The organism is Photobacterium sp. MCCC 1A19761, from assembly GCF_037389125.1.
Classification (GTDB): Bacteria; Pseudomonadota; Gammaproteobacteria; order Enterobacterales; family Vibrionaceae; genus Photobacterium.
This window is the reverse complement of the sequence record NZ_JAZGTF010000013.1, coordinates 179,790-202,892: the sequence shown is the minus strand read 5'-3', so window position 1 is coordinate 202,892 and position 23,103 is coordinate 179,790. Positions and strand designations below refer to the sequence as shown.

Sequence of the window (23,103 nt, the reverse complement as noted above, 5' to 3'; positions counted from 1 at the left end):
CCGAATTCTGCCCGGACGATCATCCCTTCAAGGAAGGTCATCAGGGCTTCGGTTTTCGCTTCCACGCCCGGCTCGCCCGGCTCAAATGTTGAAAACAACAGTGACTTCAGCCAGGCCTTATGGCGTAAAGCCTGTTCTGCAAGAGTCTCATCATGCCCCTTAAACTCAGCCAGAGCGTGCATAAACATACACCCCTTGAAGTTCACGGCCCGGAACCAGGCAAAATGCCAGTCCAGAATGGCATTCAGCCGACTGGTCGGGTCCGTCGCAGCGGAAACCACAGCATTTAATTCCTCCTCAAAGCGTTGATGTCGCCGGACCAGAACCGCCTCGATCAATTTACTCTTTGAACCAAAATGCCGGTACATCGACGTTTTGGAAACTTCCGCCTTGTCCCGGATCAAGTCGACGCCCACCGCGGTGTAGCCAAGCTCATTAAACAGCGCTTCGGCCACATCCAGAATGTGTGTTTTCTTACTCATCACGATCCTTATACATTAAGTTTCATAAATTAGGTATTGCCTTGAGGTGTACAGGTCTGTATTATCGCCAACCGAGGTGTACAGATCTGTTCATAAAAGTATAACACAGTTGATCCATAACTTTGCATACCATTCGTAAGGAGATGAAAAAAATGAAGAAACTTCGTGGGGGCGGCGCGTTACCGCCGAGACCGAAATTGATTCAGATGATGAAAGGACTGGTTGGCGGCTTCCTCGGGATTCTGACACTCAGTGTGCTGGGTCAGTCAACCGGCGTGCCATGGCTGATGGCACCTTTCGGCGCAACGTGTGTCATTTTGTTCGCCGCGCCGGCTTCACCACTGGCACAGCCACGGAATGTCATCGCGGGTCACCTGATCACTTCAACCGTCGGGCTGGTCGCCCTGTATACACTCGGTGATTCAATCATCGTGATGTCGCTGGCGGTCGGGGTTGCCATCATGCTGATGCAGTACTTCCGTGCGGTCCATCCGCCTGCCGGTGCCAACCCGTTGGTCATTATTCTTGCCGGACAAGGGGCCGTCGGATTTGACTACCTGATCACCCCGGTCTTGATCGGAAGTGTCACGCTGGTCGCCATCGCTTCCGTCATTAACAACTACGGCGAAGAAGGGAACTGGCCGGTTTACTGGCACGGCTTCAGCCGTCAGAAGGGGTAATCACAATGCCGAAACTTGATCTCACGTTGAATACGACGCTGCCGGAAGAAACGGTCAGCCAAGTCGTTACCGGACTCACCGAGCTGACTCAGGCATTGCTGAACAAGCAGCCGGAAGTGACCCGGATCCATGTTCACCAGAACCAAAGCCTGTGCTTTGTCAACGCGACCCGGGTAACCGAGCCAGCCGCCTTTGACCTGGCGATTTACATCACGGAGGGAACGAACACTGAAGAGCAGAAAGCGCAGTGGCTACGGGCGACTTACCAGTTGCTCAGCGATGTGCTGGGAGAAGGGACAACGCAGCAGCCCAATTATATATCCATACACGAACTGGATGCCCGAAACTGGGGCTACAACGGCCTCAGCCAGTTCGCCAGAAACCGTTAAGACCACACGATCTAACCCACACTAACAAGGAGATAAACACATGGAATTCACCGTGCCACCTGAGTCAAGAGACGTTGTTCTGAAACTGGGTTTTGACAGCGACATCAGCCTCCCGGCCGAGCTGGATTTTCAGCCTTACCAACGCGGCCTGCGCGAAGGCGTCGATATTGCGGTGTTGTTTGATGAAACCGTGAACGATCCCAAGGGACCCGATATGGCGTTCCTGCGCTATGAAGCCGGTGCTTATGTACCCGGCCACGTTCACATGGGCTTTGAAACCGTGCTGGTCCTTCAGGGCGACTACATCGAAAACGGCCAGACATTTGCACCGGGTGCGTTAATTGTCCGCGCGCCCGGTACCTGCCACAGCATGGCTTCGAAAAATGGTTGCGTGATCCTGGCGTCCCGCTATCAACCGGTTAAACAGCTGGTCGAGTGATCCCATGAAACAGACGACAGCAAAAGCCGTGGCTGAACTGATCGACAACGGTGCGGTGGTGATCCCCGGTGGGTTCGGGTGCTGCGGACACCCGGATCTGCTGACCGAGGCCCTCTCGGAGCGATTTGCCCGCGAGCAGCAACCCAAAGGACTCACCCTGCTGTTTGCCTCCGGTGCCGGAGACAAACAAGGAAAAGGCCTAGATAAACTGGCACACCCCGGTTTGGTCAAACGCGCCATCGGCGGGTTCTGGGGATTCTGCCCGGCACTGACTCGGCTCGGCCGTGCGGGAGAAATTGACGCCCACAACTGGCCGATGGGGGTGATGAGCCACCTGTTTCGCGACATGGCTTCGGGGCTGGACGGCCATTTCAGCCGGGTCGGATTACATACGTTTGTCGACCCGCGCCTGGAAGGCGGTGCACTGGCGGCAGACACCGAACCGCTGGTTGAAGTGATATCCATCCGGGAGAAAGAGCAGCTCTACTACCCGAGTCCGGGAGCCGACTTCGCCCTGCTGCGGGGAACCGTAGCCGATCGACACGGCAATATCTCTATGGCCGCAGAAGCGGCCCTGCATGATGCGCTCTGGCAGGCCATGGCAACCCGGAATAACGGCGGTAAGGTCGCCGTGCAGGTTGAGTGTATTGTCCGGAGTCTGCCGGCGAATCAGGTCGATATTCCCGGGCACTTGGTCGACTTTGTGATTGAGAGCGGTGATCGCCACTATCCAAGTTACGGCTCGGCACAAGAGCTGGATGCCGTTCAGCAGGCCCCTCTCTCCCCGGAGAAGATGCTGATCGTCAGCCGGGCCTGCAAGGAGCCGATCCCAGACGGGGCTTTCCTGAACTTCGGGATTGGGATCCCGGCCCTGGTCGGCGAAAGACTGGCTCACTTGAACAACCGGATCGATACTTCTGTCGAGTCCGGGGTGATCAACGGCAAGCCGAAAGAAGGCATTGCCTTCGGTGAAGCGACTGATTTCAGCAGTGTGATTCAGCAAGCCGATCTGTTCAGCTTTTATAACGGCGGCGGAATCGATGTAGCATTTCTTGGATTTGCCGAAATCGACCAGCACGGCAATATCAATGCCAGTGCATTCGGCGAGAAGCTGACGGGTGCAGGTGGGTTTATCAATATTGCCGCATCCGCCAAGAAGTTAGTGTTTTGCGGCACCCTGACCACCAAGGGCCTGCAACTCGGCAAAAACGGACGCGACATCCAGATCCGACAGGAAGGCGCAATACCAAAATTTGTTGAACGCGTTCAACAGGTCACGGTCGCGACCCAACATCCGGATTTCTGGGATAAAGAAATTAAAATCATTACTGAACGGGCTGTATTTTCCCTACACAAGGGTGAATTTACCCTGGAAGAACTGACCGAGGGGATTACGATCGACTCAGTGCTCCGGGCCATCCCATTCACCATCAAGATTTCTCAAAATATTACGCAGTAACGAGTAAATAAGGATATTTAACGTGAACACAAACATCGTCATCGTTGGCGGTGGGGCTTCTTGCATCTCATTTATCGATGCCCTGCTGAAAAAAAACTTACAAGAAAAATTAAATGAACTGTCACTGACTGTATTAGAGAAATCCAAGGAAATCGGACCGGGAAATGCATATTTCAGCGATTTAAAATCGAATCTTTTAAATACCAAAGCGGGCTATATAACGGTATTTAAAGATCATCCTGGTGATTTTTATCATTGGCTGGAATGCAACGAATATAAATGGAAATCTGATTTCCCGGAGCTGGAAATTACCCGCGATACGTATGCGCCCCGGGCACTGTTCGGGATGTATATGAAGGATGCTTTCTCTGCAATCTGTACCGAAGCCCGACGCAGCGGTATCCAGGTCAAAGTGATCCGCGACGAAGCGGTCAAAGTCGAGCAAATCAAGAAAGACCAGATCAATGTCGTCACCCAAAACGGGACTGTTATTGTCGCCGAGAAAGTCGTTCTGGCCTGTGGAACCCAGCAGCAGTCTGCTGTGCTGCCACCGTACAGCCATGACATTATTCATTCGCCGTATCCGACCCGCGAGCTGAAACAGAAAGTACTGGCCGAAGAGAGCGTGGCGATTATCGGCGCCCGGCTCAGCGCCATTGACGCAACCATTGGCCTGATTGAAGGCGGTCATACCGGCCCGATCACCATCTATTCGCGCAGCGGTTATTTCCCGTTTGTTCGCGGCATTCAGGGACGCTATAAGAACGCCTATCTCACTCCGGATTACATTGCCGAGCATTGTCCGGCGCTGGATTTCTATAAGCTGGGCGATCTGTACCAGCAAGAGCGTGAGCGTTACCGAGCCCAGTCGGAAAGTTCCTATTTCGAAGAATTGCCGCTCCCCAACCAACCCATCCGCGATCTGGAAGCGTTTCTGGAGAAAGAGCTGGCGATGGCGAAGCAAGATCGGGGCTGGCAGGCGATTCTGTACGATACCAACAGCGGGATCGATCAGATCTGGGATCGCCTGCGCGCCGATGATCAGGAGCGCTTTATGAAGGAGTTCTTCTCCTCAGCCATGTCACTGCGAGTCTCGATCCCGGCCGAGAATGCCGAAAAAATCCTCGGCTACCTGCGTTCAGGCCAATTGAAATTTGTCGCCGGGGCTTCGTCCGTCAAGGTCGAAGACGGGCAGCTCATGGTGCAGTGCAACGACAGCAGCACCCCAACCGGTAAGGTGATTTATGCCACCGGCAGCCCGAAATCGCTGAGCCAAATCGACTCTCCCCTGGTCCGTAACCTGATTGAAAGCGGCACCAGTGTTGAAAACAAGTTCGGTGGTCTGGATGTGTGCAAGCATGACTACGGCCTGTTCTGCAAAGACGGGCAGATGAACACCAGCATCTTCGCCATCGGCGAGCTGACCAGCGGACGCTTTTTGTTTACCAGTGCTCTGGACATCATTGTCCGGCACGCTCATGCCTGTGCCGACAGTGTCGAGAAGTTCATGATTGAACACGACTATTCTCTGTCTTTGGCTAAATCCTAGGAGTTCACATGCATCTATCTTTTATTCCGGAATCAACCCTGTTATTGGGCCCGGGCCCATCTCCGGTTCATGATTCAGTGCTGGCTGCGACCTCGCAGCCAACCATCGGCCACTTAGACAAACAGTGCTTTGCGCTGATGAACGAAATCAAACAGATGTTGCAACAGGTTTTCCAAACCCGTAACGCCCTGACAATCCCGCTGTCGGGACCGGGTTCGGCCGGGATGGAAGCCTGTGTCGCCAACCTGGTTGAGCCGAATGAAAAAGTGGTCGTGTGCATCAACGGTGCCTTCGGGCAGCGGATCGCCGACAGCGCGCGAAAAGTCGGCGGCAACGTCATCGAAGTGCGCGCCGCCTGGGGCCGCCCGATCACCCCAACCGCCCTGCGTGACACCCTGACCCAACATCCCGATGCCAAGTCGGTCTGTTTCGTCCATGGTGAAACCTCAACCGGCGTTCTGAATGATGCGCAGGTGCTCTGTGCCGTCGCCCGTGAATTCGGCGCCCTGACAATTGTGGACGCCGTGACGTCACTGGGCGGCGTTGAAGTCAAAGTCGATGAATGGGGCATTGACGCCATTTTCTCCGGCACCCAGAAATGTCTGTCGTGCCCGCCGGGACTCTCGCCAATCAGCCTGAGCGAGCGGGCTGTGAACAAACTGACCCAGCGGCAGTCCCCGATCCCGAGCTGGTTCCTCGACCTGTCGATGATCAGCAACTACTGGGACGTCTCGTCCCGCGCCTATCATCACACGGCACCAATCAATGCCCTGTACGGCCTGCATCAGGCGCTGTCTAATGTGCTGGAAGAAGGCCGCGAGGAACTGATGGTACGACACGCCGAGTGTCAGGAGCTCCTGATCTCCGGTCTTGAAACGCTTGGGCTGGAATGCCTGGTGGATGAAGACAGCCGCTTGCCGCAGCTCACGACGATTCTGATCCCCGACTATATGGATGATAAAGAATTTCGCGAACAGCTGATGGCGGAATATAAAATTGAAATCGGCGGCGGCATCGGTGAACTGGCCGGTCAGGTCTGGCGCATCGGACTGATGGGTAACGGTGCCCGGCCGGAGTATGTCGAGCAATTACTGGATGCCATGTCGTGTCTGCACCTGCGCTCTTTCATTCAGATTGAAATGCAAGCCGATAGCACCGCTCAGCCGGCCACTTGCCTCAACTAACCCTTGCTCAACTAGCCCCAATACTTCCCGGCCACCTGGCCGGGAAAGCAAACCCAACTGACGGGAACAGTCCGAGCGCCGGTTGATTCGACTGAATTCCGTCCGGTCTGTTCCCTTCTTTAATCTGCTTTATTCGCTTTATCCCCTTTCTCATCTCAACCCTCCGCGACAACCCCACGCAACTTGGTTAAAATCCAATAAAAAGCAATCACTTAAATCAATAGTTCGAACGCATCAAATCAGGAGGTCCCATCAGCAAACCGTGGAGCAAGTTGAAAAAAGCAATCGAAGCCCTGTTTGATCCGACAGCCGGGCTGCAGATCCATTGCAATGTCTACCGAATGAGCAGTGCGCGCGGAAGTACCCATTGCCCGCGCTACTGGATTGTTCAGGGGAAGACTATTATTTGGGATTATCCGAAAGACTTTTTGCCCCTAAACCAGACAGAACATGCCGGACAATACCCTTATGTCAACGATGTCTCAGAGATCTCAGCTTTACTTCGGCACTATATAGACACACCGAAAGCGGCGCTGATGACGACATCTTTCGATGACCGATGGGGACTGATCGATATGCTGCGTTGCGCTGATCGGCGGCTCGGGCTGAAACGCCTGGAGGAAACTTATACTGAAACCGACATTCCGGCAATCCAAGCGATCCTTACAGCCAGAAGCAAAGCCAATGTGATAGAAGGGTAATCAGTCCATGATTTGAAGAAAATCGAGGATATCCAATTGGTCGCGCGCATTTTAAGTTCAATAATTGCCTGCTCGAATAACCCGAAGCAGGCAATCATCACGCCCTGTCATTGATTGCAAGGCAACGCACGAGCAGCATCATCCCTCACTACGGCTCACTTCTCGCCCCGGGCGTAAAAACGGCTTCACGGCAAGTGGCAGCGAGTGGAGGATCACCATCCGGGTAATATGGTTCAGCATGATCAATGCCGGTTCCAATCCCAGGTATATGGCAGCGACGGTCATGGCTTCAATGCTGCCCGGCACCCAGGACATCAACAGCACCACAAAACTCTGTTCCAGTATCTGGCTGAACACATACGCACACAGGAGCGTGACTCCGAGACTCAGGGTTGTCGCGATGACCCCTGAGCGCAGGTGGGTCGCAAACTCCCGGCCACTGACATCCACCAGCCGAATACCGATCAACGCCCCCAAGGCAGAAGTGGCAACAAACACCAATACCGGCGGGATCGTCAGGCTGGCCTCCGGCATCATCACCCCGAAACCAATGGCCGTCAGCATCCCGGTTACCATGTACGGCGCAGGCACGCCGATTTTCTCCAGCACCACCCCGCTTCCCCAGGCGGCGGCTGCAACGGCCAGCAGCCAATAGGACTCTTCACCGGTAAAGAAATAAAATTCTGCCGCCTGGTTGTCCGCAGCAATCACCCCGGAGAGGATCACCAGCGTGACCAGACGCACCGTGTGGGTGAACACCACTTTGCCGGACGGTTTCTGCTGCGCTTCATTAAGCACCAGAACCGCGGCCATGGCGCCCGGCACCGAGCCCAGTAAACTATCCGTTTTCGACCACTGCTCTCTTTTATGCAGCCACCAATAGGAAATGCTGACCTGTCCGACCATACACGTGATCAGCCCCAGCAACATCAAGGGCGGGAAACTCACCGCCCCTAAATCACTCGGCACCATCACCCCGACCCCGATGCCCAGCACCAACTGCACAAACGTCAGCGTCGGTCCCGGCAGGGACAGTCGACGTCCGACTTTCCCGGCCACCATCAGAAACACAATCGCCCCGAACATTGCGCCCAGCGGGATTTGGAGCCAGACAAACAACACGGACCCCAACAGGGACAACACCACAGCATTCAACATACAACCACCTCTTAATCGGGGGCAGACGAGCCATACAACGGCTCGCCTGTTATTTCTCTTGATCGACTCATGACGCCTCACGGCGCGATGTCAGGAATCGGCAATCAATCAAGCCGGTTCCCATGCCGCTTGTTCATTAAACCATTGATGCAACTCACCAAGGCGTGATTCGACTTCCGATTCTGTCCGCCCCATGACAATCGCACTCATGATCTCCCCGTTGGTAAACGCCATCGGGGTATACACTTCACCGATCCGACCGGTAAAAGCGTATTTCTCGACATAATCCCGGTCACACGAAATCGGCGCATCCAGCAGCTTGCCGGCCATCGGCGGCACCAATAGCTGTCCGGCCAACCGTGCAGGACGTTCAAGCGGGACGGCAACCTTGTCAGGATCCCGCATGTACGCCAGATATGCCATCCGCAGATCCAGCCCCCAGGCGGCCCGGTGCTCGTCATTAACAAAGCAACCGCCGAGACGACAAGCAATCTCACCCAACACAACTTCACCATCCGGTCGAACAAACACTTCAAGGTGGAACAACAGGGTCGGCTCGGAAGGCAATACCTCGCAGATGAGTTGATTGGCCATGGATTCAATCTGTTTGGCCAACGGCGTGTCCGGATCCAGCATCTGCAATCCGAGTGCCTTACCGGAGAGAAAATCAAGACAGGAAGACAACGCCTTGCTGGTCGAAATCAGTACCGGGCGGCCATCGACAAACAAACCGTTGGTCTGGTAGTGCTCCCCTTCAACAAACTGCTCAACCATCAGATTCAAAAAGCCGGTCCCCTCCTGCCGGGCAAGGTATGTCCTGGCATCCTCGTCACTGCGGATCACCATAACCCCGTTGGAGCCCCGGCCATCGCGCGGCTTGGCGACCACCGGATAGCCGTACCGGGCAATAAACTGGTCCAACTCGGTCGCATTGTTCAGCGTCGACATCGCCGCGATGGGGATCCCCGCTTCAGCCGCCAGAGATTTCATCAGGAACTTATCACGATAATACTGCACCCGCGCTTCACTGCCCTCGCTGACGCCCAGCCGATCATTCACCCGGGCCGCCCGCATCAAGTCAATTTCAGCCAAGGCGACAACCCGCGGGTTTTGCATTTGCAACGCCACCTGATAGACCTCAATTTCCACCTGCGGATTGTCGTTAAAACGATCCATATAATGCACCTTGAATCGTTCAGCCAAGTGAGCTGTCAGTGCATCCCGACCGCTAGTGCAGGTGAAAATAACCGCGTTTTCTCCCGCTGCGGCAATCAAATCGTCGACCGTGTGCTGGAGCAATATTTTCGGTGGGCATAGAACAATCAAATGATTCATCTGTTTCTTCCTTGTCGTTCTGGATCAGCGCTGAGCAGTTTCTGATGGGGTTCGAAGGGATTCTCGACCGGGGCCGAGCTGGTTGACGGTAAACACGAACATGTCCCGGTGTCCATGACCGGGCAGCAACGGCACGATCGGCGACACGTAATGGCGATACTCGCGATCGTCAAACAGCAGCAGTTCACCGAATCCCAGTTGCTCGTCGGCTACCACCGCAGAGCCTTTCAGCACCACCGAATTACCGCCGGTGATATTCTGCTTCCCCATGCACAAGGTGCAAATGTAATCAAACCCATCTTGGTGGATCCCCTCCGGCGCCGGGTAACCCACCGCCTGATCTGACGCGGTGATCCGAATTTGGTGGATACCGATTTCGGCATATTTCAGCCCCAGGGTTTGCATCAGGTAAGGGATCACACGCTCCTGACAGAAGTGCTGAGCAACGGTATCCAGGAGCTCAAACTCACGACGGATCCCACCGGAATAGCCATTGATATCCGAAGATTGATAGAAAACATTATTAACCCGATGAAACGTCACTTCCCAGGGGTCAACATGACAGCGAGAGAAACGACGCTGGCGAAACGACTCTCCCGGTTTCAAATAAGGGTCTTCACGCAGATGGTTGAAGCTGCCGAGTAAGCGGGGATAAGCATCAAAGGTATAGATGGTAGCAGCCAGGCTATCTTTCAGGCGCAGCGCCTCTGCCGGAGCTGACACAGGTGTAGGGCAAGTTGCAAGTTCCACGACATCCGTCCTTGAAAACAATTGAATACAATGAAAACACAATCAACAACAAAACCCTGACATAAAAGCAACCATATGAACACACTTTCGTATTGCAACTTGATCCCAGATCTCAAACATTACTCCGCCATATTGATTTAATCTGGTTATATATTTTACAAAATAATTTCAAAGAAAAATTAATAACTGCAACATGGTACTTTGAGTACACCCCTCCCCCTGCCATCCTGTTCAGAACTTCCTGCGGCACCCGAGCGAAAAAACAACAGTTCATTCACAATAATGGCATTGCATCACCCGGGGCCGTTGGCAACCCCGGGCCGCGATCAAATGTCATTAGACCCGGAAGAATCCCACCGCTTGCTTCAGCTCCCCCGACAACTGGTTCAGCGCTTTGCCCGCCTGTTCGTTCGTGTTCATTAACCGGATGGATTCAGACGACATATCGGAAATTTTCCCCATATCGGAAACGATCTCGCCCACCACATCCACTTGCGCCTGCGTGGCTGAGACCACCTCGCGGATCCGGTTCAGCGTATCTTCGGCCTGTTGCTCGATATTCATCAACAGTTCGCTGGCCTGCGCAGTTTTGACATTGCCCTCGGCGACCTGAGGCTGCGTCGCCTGCATTGCCTTCACACTAATCGCCGTCTGAGACTGCACTTCACTGATCAAAGACTCGATCTGCGACGTGGCTTCGCCGGTGCGTTGTGCCAGCTGGCGTACTTCATCGGCAACAACCGCAAAACCGCGACCCGACTCCCCGGCCCGCGCCGCTTCAATCGCTGCGTTTAAAGCCAACAGGTTGGTTTGTTCCGAAATGCCGCTGATCACATTCACAATGCCGCCGATATCTTTGGTTTTCGCCTCCAGCAACTGAACTTGCGCGACTGTTGCATTGACGGTTTCAGCAATGGTTTCCATCTGCTGCGCCACCCCAAACACCAGGGCGCGTCCCTGGCGGGCATTGTCCGTCGTCATCACCGAGTTACTTTCCGTTTGATTCGCCACGTCGGCAATCTGATCGATGGTGTCACGCATGCCTTCAAGTCGCCCCAAAGTGTCAGCCGTGACACTTGCCTGACGCTCAGCTGACTTGAGCACCCGGCCAGCCCCTCCGGATACTTCCTCGGCTTGTTCGACAATCTGCGTAGAAGCGCCAGCAATATTGCTCACAATCCCCGTCAACGTCGCGGACATTGTCGAAAGAGAATCGAGAATACTTTCCCTCGGGCGCGCACCATAATCGTGGGTTAAATCGCCATCCGCCATCAACTGGATCGCTTTCTGGGCCTCAAAAGGCTCACCACCCAGAGAGCGCCGGAAGCTGCGTTCAATCACCACCGCAACCACCAGCGAAATCGCGATGGCAATACCCGTAAGCACCAGCATCAATTCTTCAAAGCCACTCGCCACCGCGCGGGCCTCCGGCGTCATTTTCTGATTCAGCCCTTCCTGGAAATCAATGAACCGGTTGATCGCATTCAACCAATCCACAAACGCCGGGCGGGCTTGCTCCAACAACATAACCGTTGTGTCGATGCCCTGCTTTTTATCCGCAATAATCGCCTGAACCAGTGGCAAGGTTTTCTGCTGGATCTGATCAATTGTGCGCAGCATCGACAGCTCTTCCGGTGTAAACACAACGCCCCGGTTGATCATCTGATTCATGTTGCCCTCAGAGTCGCGATAAAAGCGCTCCAAGCGTTTAATTTCGCCTTCCAGCCCCGCCAGTTCACTCGCATTGCGTGCCATCGCCACATCGCGGATTGCAATCGCGCGATCATGCACACTGCCGCGGAAGTTGATCGCGTACCGTTGTTTGAGGGAATTGATATCGGTCATCTGGGCTAAAGCCGTATCAATCTGATTGACCTTTTGGATGCCGAGTATCGTCAGCAGCAACATCAAGCAAAGCAGCGTGCCAAAGCCGAGTATCAAACGGGTTTTCACTTTCAACTGTAAGACGTAATTCATCCTCTTCCCCCAATCATTCCCGCTGAATCAAACCAGCGTGTTCCTGTTATTGTTCTTCGCCAAGCCCCTGCATCACCGATTAACTGATGACAGTCAGCGCATCGTCGAAGCTTAAAGAACACCGGGGCAAGAGGCTAATTGAACTTGGCTATTTCTTTGATAGGGAAGGACTATTGTCTAGTTACAGCTAGAATATCGCTGAGCAGACTGATTGATATAGAGCATCAACTTAAATCTTAAAATCGACAAAAATCAGTTTACAGAACATAAATTCCAAAAATTCAACTCCCTTATAAATATCGATTTAAAACATACTCATAGATTGGATCATCACTTCCATATGAACACATTTTAAATTTCGTGTAATAAAGTGTAATTGAATAATTACCCACCAAGGAATATAAATATAATTATTAACAACACAACAATCGACTTTCCATAAAAAGGAAACCTTGTAAGGAGGAATCAATGTCCGACTCAAAAAAAACATACTCAAAACTTGGTAACGGTGTAAAAGCATACATTCCCGAATTTGATGAGCTCAATGGTCCATTCACTGATTTAACTTGTTATCGTGAAGAGAAAACTAAAAATAAATTTGAAGCTTACGCCCATCTAGTTTCAAGCTACGAGCATTATCATGAACTCAACAAAAAACATAGTGGAATGAGCTTAGACTTTGGTATTTTTAAGCTAGGCCATAAAAAAGAACGCACTGAAGAGCATGACATTAAAGAAACCAATGTGAATCTATGGCTTACTAGTACACGCCAAGGTAAGCACATTGAGCTAGATGTAAAACCGGATTCGGACCTTATGTCTGCAAAAGCCAAGTCATTGGATAAAATCGACTTTTATAATAATTATGGCCGGTACTATATCAGTGGAATCACTACAGGTTACTACTGCCATGTGCTAATCACCATTACTTGTTCATCCAAATCAGAAGCCGAAAAAGTAGGTAAATCCCTTAATTCCAAAATAACGACTGAAGATGGCAGTGGTGCGTTTAACAGAAGTAAAGAAAATTCATTTATCAATGAATGTAAAAATCGCAATGCTATCGTTCATATAGAACATAACCTTCCTGACCATATCATCAAAGAAATTGATCAATCTAGCAAGGGGGATAATTCTTTTTTACAGGGAGCTCTTAAAAAAATTTCAGTTGTTGAATCCTTAAGTGTAGATAAGTGTGATGAAATTGTAAGTTACGATCTTAAACAATACCCACAAACAATCCAAAGTAGTTATGCTTTTACGGACACCACTTTTGAGAAAGAGCTGGAAGCTCACCCTGCGCTTAATGAGCTCAGCATAAAACGTGAATTTATCAAGTGCTTAAATACCATTTCTGATTGTAAAACATATCAAGCTCATCCAGGAAAGTTCAACAAAGTTAACAATATAAAAGAAAAACAGCAATATTTCGAGGGAAAACTGGATCAATACATCACTTTAATCGGCAAACTGAACGACAATCCTTGGGCGGATGTGTCTAAAAATGTTGATTATATTTCTAATAATTATTCTGATGATAGAAACTATAAATTTGTTTTAGATGTTTCAAATGAGTATATTAACAAACTGGCTGAACAAACATTGTTTAATGCCATTGCAAAAATAGATAATACTCACATGGGTGGTAAAGAGACTGTCAACAAAATATTAAATGAAGTCGTTGAGCAAAGCGAGTCCAAAGGACTCTTCGGTGAGTGGACTATTTGTAATGGCGACTCTAATAAAGCAATCCATATTAGCAGTAATGCTCGTTGCAAAGTGTTTAATAATACTGATCACGGCAGGCATAAGATTTCCGCAATCTACAGCCATGTAGAGTAATTTAAAACACCCCGCGGTCTTAACACCGCGGGGTTCCTTTGAACACTGCCATCTAACCTGAATCCACCGAACGCTCACGACCATCCTTGTCATACCTAACACACCTGTATACAAAAACTTCCGCTGAAATTGTGCACAATGTTGGTGATTTTTCCTCGCAAGCTGTAAAATGGCTCACACTTATGGATACCCGATGCTATCGGCTGCAACAAAGTTCAGTATGATGGCATGCTTAGGAAAATGAACAGGTTGAGGGTTATTACTCCGATGGGAAGCCTTAAAAGTTCGATGAAACCAGCCACCAAAACCAAAAGTGCCGGTCAGTCTCAGGATGATGTCGTCTATTGCCACATTTTTGATGCCATTCTGGAGCAGCGCCTGCCGCCTGCAACCAAGCTCAACGAAGAAGCCCTGGCTGAGATTTTCGGCGTCAGTCGGACCATTATCCGCCGCGCCCTGCTGCGTTTGTCTCTGGAGCAAGTGGTCGACATCCGCCCGAACCGGGGTGCGATGGTCGCTTCGCCGTCGGTCGATGAAGCCAAGCAGATCATCAAAGCCCGCGAAGTGATGGAGCTGGCGATTATTGAGCTGGCCGTTCAGCATGCCACCAAAGCCCAGATTGATGAATGCCGCAGGCTGGTCGAGAAAGAGAACAAGGCCTTTGAGCAAGGCGACTACGGCAGTGGCCTGCGCCTGTCGGGTGAGTTCCATATCAAACTGGCCGAAATGGCAGAAAACACGCCGCTACTGGCTTTTCAGCGCAGCCTGGTGTCTCAGACTTCCCTGCTGATCGCCCAGTATGAAACCGGCAGTCACTCCAACTGCTCTCAGGACGAACACAGCCATCTGCTCGATGCCATCGAGGCTGGCGATACAGTCAAAGCACTCGCGCTGATGCAGGAGCACCTGGATCATATCCGCTCGAAACTGAACCTTGATGGCCGGACCGCCTCCAGCGATCTGCACGTGGTGTTCTCAAACGTGCTGAAAAATCGGTAATCATCGCCGCGTTGGCGTGAATCCTCACTTCAATATCTACAAGCCACTGCAAGTGGCTTGTTTCGTTTGGCCTGCTTCCCCTCTCCTGCCGCTTCACATGCAATCCAATCTGAGCGTTCTCAGACTTCAGATCTGTTGATGACTTGGTATTGCACACAAAGTTTAAACAAAATTGTGTACAGTTTTTCAGGCCGCCATTTTTTACCTCAACAGCAAATGATCCCAACTCAATCCGCCGGTAACGTAACAACCTTCTATATCTGTCTCACTTTGCAGTGAATCCCCCCGCCACCATGTTACCAGATTGTAAAATTTAAAGTTGACCCCCGAGTCAGATTGACCAATTATTGACCCAAAGGTCAGAAAAAATACATCTATCTCGTGAGTCAATGTACAAGGAGGTCTCTTGATTACTTTTTTGCTCAATCAAGAAATCCGGCAAGAAGAAAGCTTGTCTCCCAACATGACAGTGCTGAACTATCTGCGCACCGTCCAGAAGAAAACGGGGACCAAGGAAGGTTGCGGCTCGGGTGACTGTGGTGCCTGTACCGTGGTTCTGGGGGAGTTAGTCGATGGCCGGTTGGAATACCGCTCCGTCAACTCCTGCCTGACGTTTATCTCGGCGCTGCACGGCAAGCAGCTGATCACCGTTGAAGATTTACAAAACAAAGACAAATCCCTACATCCGGTGCAGCACGCCATGGTTGAGTTTCATGGCTCGCAGTGCGGCTACTGTACCCCCGGTTTTATCATGTCGATGTTCGCGCTGAGTAAGAACAAACCGGCAGCAGATAAAGCCGATGTGATGGAATCACTGGCCGGCAACCTGTGCCGTTGTACCGGTTATCGCCCGATTGTCGAGGCTGCGCTGTCGCTATCCGGCAACGAGCCGATGCGGGATCAGTTTGCAACACTGGAGCGCGACACCATTGCCAAACTCGAAACAATTCAGGCAACCTCTGCCACCCTCACCGATGGCCGCTTGCAGTCTTTCTCACCCCGCTCAACCGACGAGCTGGCGCTTCTTTTTCAGGAGTACCCGAACGCGAAACTGGTCGCCGGCGGCACCGATCTGGCGTTGGAAGTGACCCAGTTCCACCGGGAAATTGAAACCCTGATCAGCGTCAATCAGGTCGAGGACATGAAAGTCTGCACCGAAACCGACGATGCCCTGCTGATCGGCGCCAACGTGCCAATTAGCGATGCCTATCCGTTGCTCAATACCCACTTCCCGGATTTTGGTGAACTGCTGCATCGCTTTGCCTCCCTGCAAGTACGCAATCAGGGCACACTGGGCGGGAATATTGCCAATGCCTCTCCCATCGGCGATACCCCGCCGCTGCTGCTGGCGCTGGATGCAAAAATCAAGCTTCGCTGCGGCGACACCAGCCGGATCCTGCCGCTGGAAGAGTTTTTCATCAGTTATAAAGTCACCGCGCAGCAGCCGGGTGAGTTCATTGAGCAGATCATCATTCCCAAACCTGAGGTCGCTGCCCAGTTTCGGGCCTACAAACTCTCGAAGCGTCTGGATGATGACATCTCGGCTGTTTGCGGCGGCTTCAACATCACCCTTCACGACGGCGTGGTCACAGATGCCCGCATCGCGTTCGGCGGTATGGCGGCGATCCCCAAGCGGGCCAGTCACTGCGAAGCCAGCCTGATCGGCCAGCCGTGGCAAAACGACACCATCAGCAAGGCGATGAAGGCGCTGTCGCAGGACTTCCAGCCGCTGTCCGATTTCCGGGCCAGTCGGGAATACCGCACCCTGACCGCCGCCAACATGCTTCGCCGTTTCTATATCGAGCAGCAGAACCAGGATAACCATATCGAAACGAGGGTCACGTCATATGTCTAACGCCAATCACAACACATTGAGCCACGAAGACATGGTGGCCATCGCCAAACAGGATTTGAAAACCGGCGTCGGGAAAAGCGTCAAACACGACAGTGCCCCGAAGCAGGTCACCGGCGAAGCCATCTATATTGATGATCGGCTGGAGTTTCCCAATCAGCTCCACGTCTATGCGCGGCTGAGTACCCAGGCTCATGCCAAAATCACCAAACTGGATGTATCGCCCTGTTATGAGTTTGAAGGCGTCGCGATTGCAATCACCAGCCAGGATGTTCCCGGTCAGCTGGATATCGGCGCTGTGCTGCCCGGCGATCCGCTATTGGCCGACGGCATCGTCGAATACTACGGCCAGCCGGTGCTGGCGGTTGCCGCGGGCGATCTGGAAACCGCCCGCAAAGCGGCCATGGCGGCGATTGTAGAATATGAACCGTTGCCCGCGATCCTGGATGTCAAAGAAGCGCTGGCAAAAGAACACTTCGTCTCCGGCAGCCACCAGCAAAAACGCGGGGACGCAGCCACGGCCATTGCTGCTGCCAAACACGTGATTGAAGGCGATCTCGACATCGGCGGTCAGGAGCACTTCTATTTGGAAACCCAGGTCAGCAGCGTGATGCCAACCGAAGATGGCGGCATGATCGTCTACACTTCGACCCAGAACCCGACCGAAGTGCAGAAACTGGTCGCCGAAGTGCTGTGCGTACCGATGCACAAAGTGATCATCGACATGCGCCGGATGGGCGGTGGTTTTGGTGGCAAAGAAACACAGGCGGCAGCACCGGCCTGTATGGCAGCGGTCATTGCCCATTTGACCGGTCGCCCAACCAAAATGCGCCTGCCGCGCAATGAAGACATGACCATGACCGGCAAGCGCCACCCGTTCTACAACCAGTACCGGATCGGCTTTGATGATCAGGGCGTGATTCAGGGCGCTGAAATCACGGTGGCCGGGAACTGCGGTTACTCGCCCGATCTGTCTAACTCGATTGTCGATCGGGCCATGTTCCACTCCGATAACGCCTACTACCTCGGCAATGCCACGGTCACCGGCCATCGCTGTAAAACCAATCTCGCCTCCAACACCGCCTACCGCGGGTTCGGCGGGCCGCAGGGGATGATGACCATTGAGCACATCATGGATGAGATTGCCCGCTATCTGAACAAAGATCCGCTGGATGTGCGCAAAGCCAACTATTACGGCGGCGAAGGACGCAATGTCACCCACTATTACCAGACGGTGGAAGACAATTTCCTGCCGGAGATCACCGAGCAACTGGAGCAGAACAGCGACTACCATCAGCGTCGCCGGGACATCGCCGAGTTCAACCGCACCAGCCCGATCCTGAAGAAAGGCCTGGCAATCACCCCGGTCAAGTTCGGGATCTCATTTACCGCGACCTTCCTGAACCAGGCCGGGGCGCTGATCCACATCTACACCGATGGCAGTATTCATCTCAACCACGGCGGTACGGAAATGGGCCAGGGGCTGAACATCAAGGTCGCCCAGATCGTCGCTCAGGAATTCCAGGTTGATGTTGACCGGATCCAGATCACCGCCACCAATACCGACAAGGTACCGAACACCTCGCCCACTGCCGCGTCTTCCGGCGCGGATCTGAACGGCAAGGCGGCGCAGAATGCGGCTCAGATCATCAAGCAACGACTGGTCGACTTTGCCGCCGGTCACTTCAAAGTGACCCCGGAAGAAGTGATCTTCAAAAACGGCATGGTCCTGATCCGCGAAGACATCATGACCTTCGAAGACTTTGTCCAACTGGCTTACTTCAATCAGGTGTCGCTATCGAGTACCGGATTCTACCGCACGCCGAAGATCCACTACGACCATAAAAAAGCCCGCGGTCGCCCGTTCTACTATTACGCCTATGGCGCGTCCTGCTCCGAGGTGCTGATCGATACCCTGACCGGGGAATACAAGATCCTGCGGGTGGATATCCTCCACGATGTCGGCGCGTCGCTGAACCCGGCCATTGATATCGGCCAGATTGAAGGCGGTTTTGTTCAGGGGGCAGGATGGCTGACCACCGAAGAGCTGGTGTGGAATACCGACGGTCGCCTGATGACCAACGGCCCGGCGAGCTACAAGATCCCGGCGATTGCCGATATGCCGATTGATTTCCGCACTCACCTGCTGGAAAACCGCAGCAATCCGGAAGACACCGTGTTCCACTCCAAAGCGGTCGGTGAGCCGCCGTTCATGCTGGGGATGTCGGTCTGGAGTGCGCTCAAAGATGCGATTGCCTCAGTGGCTGTCGAGGGTACGATTCCGAAACTCGACACCCCGGCTACACCGGAGCGGGTGCTGATGGCGATTCAGGCAGTCAGCAACGGCGTTCCCCAACCGAGCGACGCCAACAAGGATGAAACCGTGGCCGCATGAAACCATAGCGGGGCAATCCGGCTCATACCGGAACCACTGAGCGGAATGCGAACGTAACATTAATACCAATCAAAGTAAGTAAGTGATCAGAAATAGCGCAGGAAAAATGTTTGAGAACTAGGCAGAACTTTTGGATAAGTAGTTATTCTACAATCAAAAGTTCTAACGCAGTTATCGAGCATTTTAACAAGCTAGGATGACCAGTTATTTACTGCGATTGGTATAAAGCTGCGGCCAACCACCGCAGCCGACAGAACCAAAAGGGGATCACCATGTTTAAGGATAACTGGATTCACGAACTGGCAAAGTGTGAGGCGAACTGTGAGCCCTGCGTCATCGTCACGGTACTGGAAGATCGGGGCTCCGTGCCCCGCGATGCCGGGACCAAAATGCTGGTGACGCGCGATCGGATCATCGCCACCATCGGCGGCGGCCACTTAGAGCATGTCGCCACCCAGCAGGCCCGTGAAATGCTGCTGGCTGATGCCGCCTCGCTGAAGATTGAACGCTTCAACCTGGGGGCGCGGCTCGGACAGTGCTGCGGCGGTATGGCAACCCTCAGCTTTGAACCCATCGGCACTCAGGAAAAGCATCTGGTGCTGTTCGGGGCCGGACACGTGGCCAAAGCCCTGGTGCCGATCCTGGCAAGCCTGCCGTTTCGCATCACCTGGATTGATTCCCGTGCCGAAGAGTTTCCGGACACCCTGCCGCAAGGCGTAAAACAAGTGGTCTCGGACGATCCCGTCGGTGACGTGTCGCAACAGCCGCCCAACAGTTACTACCTGGTGATGACCCACAATCACCAACTAGACTTTGATTTAGCCAGAGCAATTATTGATCGTGCCGACAGCCGCTATTTCGGGCTGATTGGTTCGCTGACCAAACGGAAAAAGTTCGATATGCGGTTAGCCCAGCGAGGCTACAGTGAGTCGCAAATTCATTCCATGATTTGTCCAATCGGGATCAGCATGGTGAACGGCAAACACCCGGCTGAAATTGCGGTCTCCGTGGCCGGAGAACTGATCGCCCACTATCAGGGGCAGCCGCTTGAAGAAAAGCGCCCGCAATCGGACAATGAAGCGGTGGCCGTGAGTAACCACTCGCAGGAAGCAAAAATCGCCTAACGCCATTGCCCACACGGGATAAGCCAACAGGCTAACGTCAGCACGTTCAACCGCTCAAGGCCAGCATTTGCAAGGAAGAAGTGATATGAGTACCCAACGTCAGGCCTACCGGGCCAGCATTTTACACAGTCTCGCTGATCCCGCAGTTGTGGATCAGGAAGACTCCTACCAGTATTTTGAAGACGGCATCCTAGTGATCGAGAACGGCCATATCGTCGATATCGGGGAAGCTGAAGCCGTGCTGGCACGTCAGGGAGACACCCTGGCGATCACCGAATATCAGAACAAACTGATCACCTCAGGGTTTATCGACACCCACATCCACTACCCGCAGACCGGGATGATTGCCTCCTACGGCGAGCAACTGCTCGACTGGCTGGAAAACTATACCTTTCCGGAAGAGCGCCGATTCAAAAATCCGGTGTATGCCCTGAAAGTCGCCCGGCTGTTTTTTGATGAGCTGGCACGCAACGGTACCACCACAGCGCTGGTGTTCGGCACGGTCCATAAATCCTCGGTCGATGTCTTTTTTGAGGAAGCGGAAAAACGCAACCTGCGCATGATCGCCGGGAAAGTGCTGATGGATCGCAACGCACCGGATTATCTGACCGACACACCAGAATCGGGCTATGCCGACTCAAAAGCGCTGATCGACAAATGGCACAAACGCAGCCGCTTGCTCTATGCGGTCACCCCGCGCTTCGCGCCCACCAGCACTGATGCGCAGTTGGCCATGGTCGGCAAGCTGCTGAAAGAATACCCGGATGTGTACCTGCACACCCACCTGTCCGAGAACAAGAAAGAGATCGAATGGGTGCTGGAGCTGTTCCCGGAGCGGGAAAGTTACCTGGATGTGTACGACCACTACGGCCTGCTGCATGAACGTGCCGTGTTTGCCCACGGGATCCATTTATCCGACTGTGAATGTCAGCGTCTGGCGGAAACCGATTCGGCCATCGCCTTCTGCCCGACTTCAAACCTCTTCCTCGGCTCCGGCTTGTTTAACCTGCCGAAGATGGAAGAGTTTAAGATCAAAGTCGGCATGGGCACCGATGTCGGTGCCGGCACCAGCTTCTCGCTGCTACAAACCATGAGTGAAGCTTATAAAGTCATGCAGCTACAGCAGAAGAAACTGCATCCGTTCAAATCGCTGTATTTAGCGACGCTTGGCGGTGCTCATGCCCTGCACCTGGACGATAAGATCGGTAACCTGGAAGTGGGCAAAGAAGCCGACTTCGTGGTGCTAGATCTCCATGCCACGCAACTGATGAGATTCAGAATGCAGCAGGCACGCACGCTGGAAGAAAAGCTGTTCGTGCTGATGAGCCTCGGCAGCGATCAGGCCGTCCACCAAACCTATATCTATGGCGACCTGGCCTATTCCGCCAACGCGGATAAATCCCGAAAAATCGCCAGTTAACCCACCCTGATTTTCCCTCGGCGCTTCGTCTGTGTTGACGTCTCCTTCGCAGCGAAGCGCCACCCTTCTTCTCGGTAGATAGAGTCTTAGCCACGCAGAGCATAAAAACACTCTTACTCGACTGTCGATACATAAGTTAATAATTCAACTCGTTTCTAACTGATTAACAATTGTTTCCATTCTTGTTCTAAATGAGTTTATAAATGCATTCAGACTCTTAGTGAAAAAGTGTTTAATTAAAGTCCTGTTTTCAGGAGCTTTAACATCATTTAGCGTCAGCTTAATCCCAACGGTGTGAAAACCTCTTGAGATAGTCCATTCTGTTTCTTCTGGTAGTTCAGAAAGTATCTGACTTTTCTCTTTTTCAAGAATCTCATAGGCCATTTCACCGAACTCATTCTTAGCTAGTTTAAAATATACACCCACCGTTCCCATGCTGCCAGCAAAGTAAACATTAATCCAAGCATTGTCGCCACTAGGTGGCAAAGCAAAAAATTGGCTTTGTGCCTTCGCTGGATTAGGGATTCTTTGCGTGATGTCATCAAGTTTCAGATCGTTAATAAACTCAAGCCAAAACTCCTGATAGAAACTATCTACATCAATATTTTGATCTACCAATTCATCAGAGGGTTGTATTTTGATTTCAGGACTGGCTAGCTCAATCACTGTTCTATTGATAATCATGGTCTTAGCCAGAATTCTCGGCTGAACAAGAACATTTTCCTGGGGTGTCTCATAGATACCAACCTCAATAAGCCCCAAACTGAATTGAAGGTGACCCACGTCATCCAGAAACTGAGCAATTGCCCCCGCTCCTTCTCGGATACCATCACCAACAATAAGTAACATAAACTGTCCAGTTCTCAGACTTCGAGAAACACCATCGACAAATTCAGACTCATCAGTATCGGGGTAATGTGCTTTCACCTGACTATATAGGGCATTACCAGTTTCTGAAAGCCTCCTTGACACCTGTTTTTGAAGCTCCTCGTAATCCCACCGGTTCAGTTCCTTGGCATAATCTAGAATTTGGCTGATCACTTTCCTACGAGCTTCTGGATTCCTCCACAACTTGGCTTCCAATATTACTAATTTCCCTTCAGGAGTGGCGTAGAGCACGTCAAGAGGCCCTACAGGAGTGTTTAACTCAGTGCAAATAGGAACAAGCCTTTGATAGGCTGTATCAATTTCTTGAACAGGGATGCTGGCCGGATTCGAAAAAAGCACATGTTGTAACCAATCTTCGTCGTAATTAAATTCTGCATATTTGCCAGCAAAGGAAACTCTCTTTAAAGCTATTGCCTCTCCATCGGATTTAACAATAAAAGGACTGGTGAACTGACCATCACTCATAAAATACTCCCTATT

The 23,103-nt window shown here is 52.4% G+C and carries 19 protein-coding genes; 13 read left to right on the top strand and 6 right to left on the bottom strand.

Annotated features, from left to right (window positions below; all coding sequences use genetic code 11):
* Positions 1–482: TetR/AcrR family transcriptional regulator (locus tag VV869_RS14790; RefSeq protein WP_337735685.1), on the bottom strand; the 482-nt coding region annotated here is incomplete at its 3' end.
* 143 nt (positions 483–625) lie between these two features.
* Between VV869_RS14790 and VV869_RS14785 the strand changes: the two genes are divergently transcribed.
* The 7 genes from VV869_RS14785 (at position 626) to VV869_RS14755 (ending at position 6,883) form a co-directional block, all read left to right on the top strand.
* The gene (locus VV869_RS14785) at positions 626–1,162 is read left to right on the top strand and encodes an HPP family protein (protein WP_337735684.1); all 537 of its coding nucleotides are present in this window, start codon (positions 626–628) and stop codon (positions 1,160–1,162) included.
* Between the two features lie 5 nt (positions 1,163–1,167).
* On the top strand, positions 1,168–1,551 hold the full coding sequence (locus VV869_RS14780) for a tautomerase family protein (protein WP_337735683.1): 384 nt from the start codon (positions 1,168–1,170) through the stop codon (positions 1,549–1,551).
* Between the two features lie 40 nt (positions 1,552–1,591).
* On the top strand, positions 1,592–1,990 hold the full coding sequence (locus VV869_RS14775; protein WP_261604471.1) for a cupin domain-containing protein: 399 nt from the start codon (positions 1,592–1,594) through the stop codon (positions 1,988–1,990).
* Between the two features lie 4 nt (positions 1,991–1,994).
* Positions 1,995–3,449 carry a malonate decarboxylase subunit alpha gene (locus VV869_RS14770; RefSeq protein WP_337735682.1) on the top strand — a complete coding sequence of 485 codons (1,455 nt, stop codon included), beginning with the start codon at positions 1,995–1,997 and terminating at the stop codon, positions 3,447–3,449.
* A 22-nt stretch (positions 3,450–3,471) separates the two neighbouring features.
* Positions 3,472–4,998, top strand: coding sequence for an FAD/NAD(P)-binding protein (locus VV869_RS14765; protein WP_337735681.1), 1,527 nt, complete (start codon positions 3,472–3,474; stop codon positions 4,996–4,998).
* Between the two features lie 8 nt (positions 4,999–5,006).
* Positions 5,007–6,182 carry a pyridoxal-phosphate-dependent aminotransferase family protein gene (locus tag VV869_RS14760; RefSeq protein WP_337735680.1) on the top strand — a complete coding sequence of 392 codons (1,176 nt, stop codon included), beginning with the start codon at positions 5,007–5,009 and terminating at the stop codon, positions 6,180–6,182.
* 272 nt (positions 6,183–6,454) lie between these two features.
* Positions 6,455–6,883, top strand: a complete 429-nt coding sequence (locus tag VV869_RS14755) for a hypothetical protein (RefSeq protein ID WP_337735679.1) — start codon at positions 6,455–6,457, stop codon at positions 6,881–6,883.
* 138 nt (positions 6,884–7,021) lie between these two features.
* Here the strand turns inward: VV869_RS14755 and VV869_RS14750 are convergent, their stop codons facing one another.
* The 4 genes from VV869_RS14750 to VV869_RS14735 all read right to left on the bottom strand — a co-directional run bounded on the left by VV869_RS14750 (position 7,022) and on the right by VV869_RS14735 (position 12,103).
* Positions 7,022–8,041 (bottom strand): AbrB family transcriptional regulator, encoded by a 1,020-nt coding sequence (locus VV869_RS14750; RefSeq protein ID WP_337735678.1) that lies wholly within the window; start codon positions 8,039–8,041, stop codon positions 7,022–7,024.
* A 108-nt stretch (positions 8,042–8,149) separates the two neighbouring features.
* On the bottom strand, positions 8,150–9,217 hold the full coding sequence (locus tag VV869_RS14745; RefSeq protein ID WP_337735677.1) for an ATP-grasp domain-containing protein: 1,068 nt from the start codon (positions 9,215–9,217) through the stop codon (positions 8,150–8,152).
* 183 nt (positions 9,218–9,400) lie between these two features.
* Positions 9,401–10,126 carry a 2OG-Fe dioxygenase family protein gene (locus VV869_RS14740; protein WP_337735676.1) on the bottom strand — a complete coding sequence of 242 codons (726 nt, stop codon included), beginning with the start codon at positions 10,124–10,126 and terminating at the stop codon, positions 9,401–9,403.
* A gap of 336 nt (positions 10,127–10,462) precedes the next feature.
* Positions 10,463–12,103 carry a methyl-accepting chemotaxis protein gene (locus VV869_RS14735; RefSeq protein ID WP_337735675.1) on the bottom strand — a complete coding sequence of 547 codons (1,641 nt, stop codon included), beginning with the start codon at positions 12,101–12,103 and terminating at the stop codon, positions 10,463–10,465.
* Positions 12,104–12,571: 468 nt separating this feature from the next.
* On the opposite strand from VV869_RS14735, the gene VV869_RS14730 reads away from it, so the two are divergent.
* The 6 genes from VV869_RS14730 (at position 12,572) to guaD (ending at position 21,735) form a co-directional block, all read left to right on the top strand.
* On the top strand, positions 12,572–13,945 hold the full coding sequence (locus VV869_RS14730; RefSeq protein WP_337735674.1) for a hypothetical protein: 1,374 nt from the start codon (positions 12,572–12,574) through the stop codon (positions 13,943–13,945).
* A 267-nt stretch (positions 13,946–14,212) separates the two neighbouring features.
* A complete protein-coding gene (locus VV869_RS14725; RefSeq protein ID WP_337735673.1) occupies positions 14,213–14,944 on the top strand; it encodes a GntR family transcriptional regulator in 732 nt (243 codons plus the stop codon).
* A gap of 406 nt (positions 14,945–15,350) precedes the next feature.
* Positions 15,351–16,799: a xanthine dehydrogenase small subunit gene (xdhA, locus tag VV869_RS14720; protein WP_337735672.1), complete on the top strand. Its 1,449-nt coding sequence runs from the start codon at positions 15,351–15,353 to the stop codon at positions 16,797–16,799.
* A complete protein-coding gene (gene xdhB / locus VV869_RS14715) occupies positions 16,792–19,191 on the top strand; it encodes a xanthine dehydrogenase molybdopterin binding subunit (RefSeq protein ID WP_337735671.1) in 2,400 nt (799 codons plus the stop codon). The genes xdhA and xdhB overlap by 8 nt, the downstream gene beginning before the upstream one ends.
* Before the next feature lie 272 nt (positions 19,192–19,463).
* Complete coding sequence (xdhC, locus tag VV869_RS14710) at positions 19,464–20,315, top strand: xanthine dehydrogenase accessory protein XdhC (protein WP_337735670.1); 852 nt, start codon at positions 19,464–19,466, stop codon at positions 20,313–20,315.
* Between the two features lie 85 nt (positions 20,316–20,400).
* Positions 20,401–21,735, top strand: coding sequence for a guanine deaminase (guaD, locus tag VV869_RS14705; protein WP_337735669.1), 1,335 nt, complete (start codon positions 20,401–20,403; stop codon positions 21,733–21,735).
* A 144-nt stretch (positions 21,736–21,879) separates the two neighbouring features.
* Here guaD and VV869_RS14700 read toward each other — a convergent pair whose 3' ends face one another.
* On the bottom strand, positions 21,880–23,088 hold the full coding sequence (locus tag VV869_RS14700) for a DUF4268 domain-containing protein (RefSeq protein WP_337735668.1): 1,209 nt from the start codon (positions 23,086–23,088) through the stop codon (positions 21,880–21,882).
* Positions 23,089–23,103 lie beyond the last annotated feature (15 nt).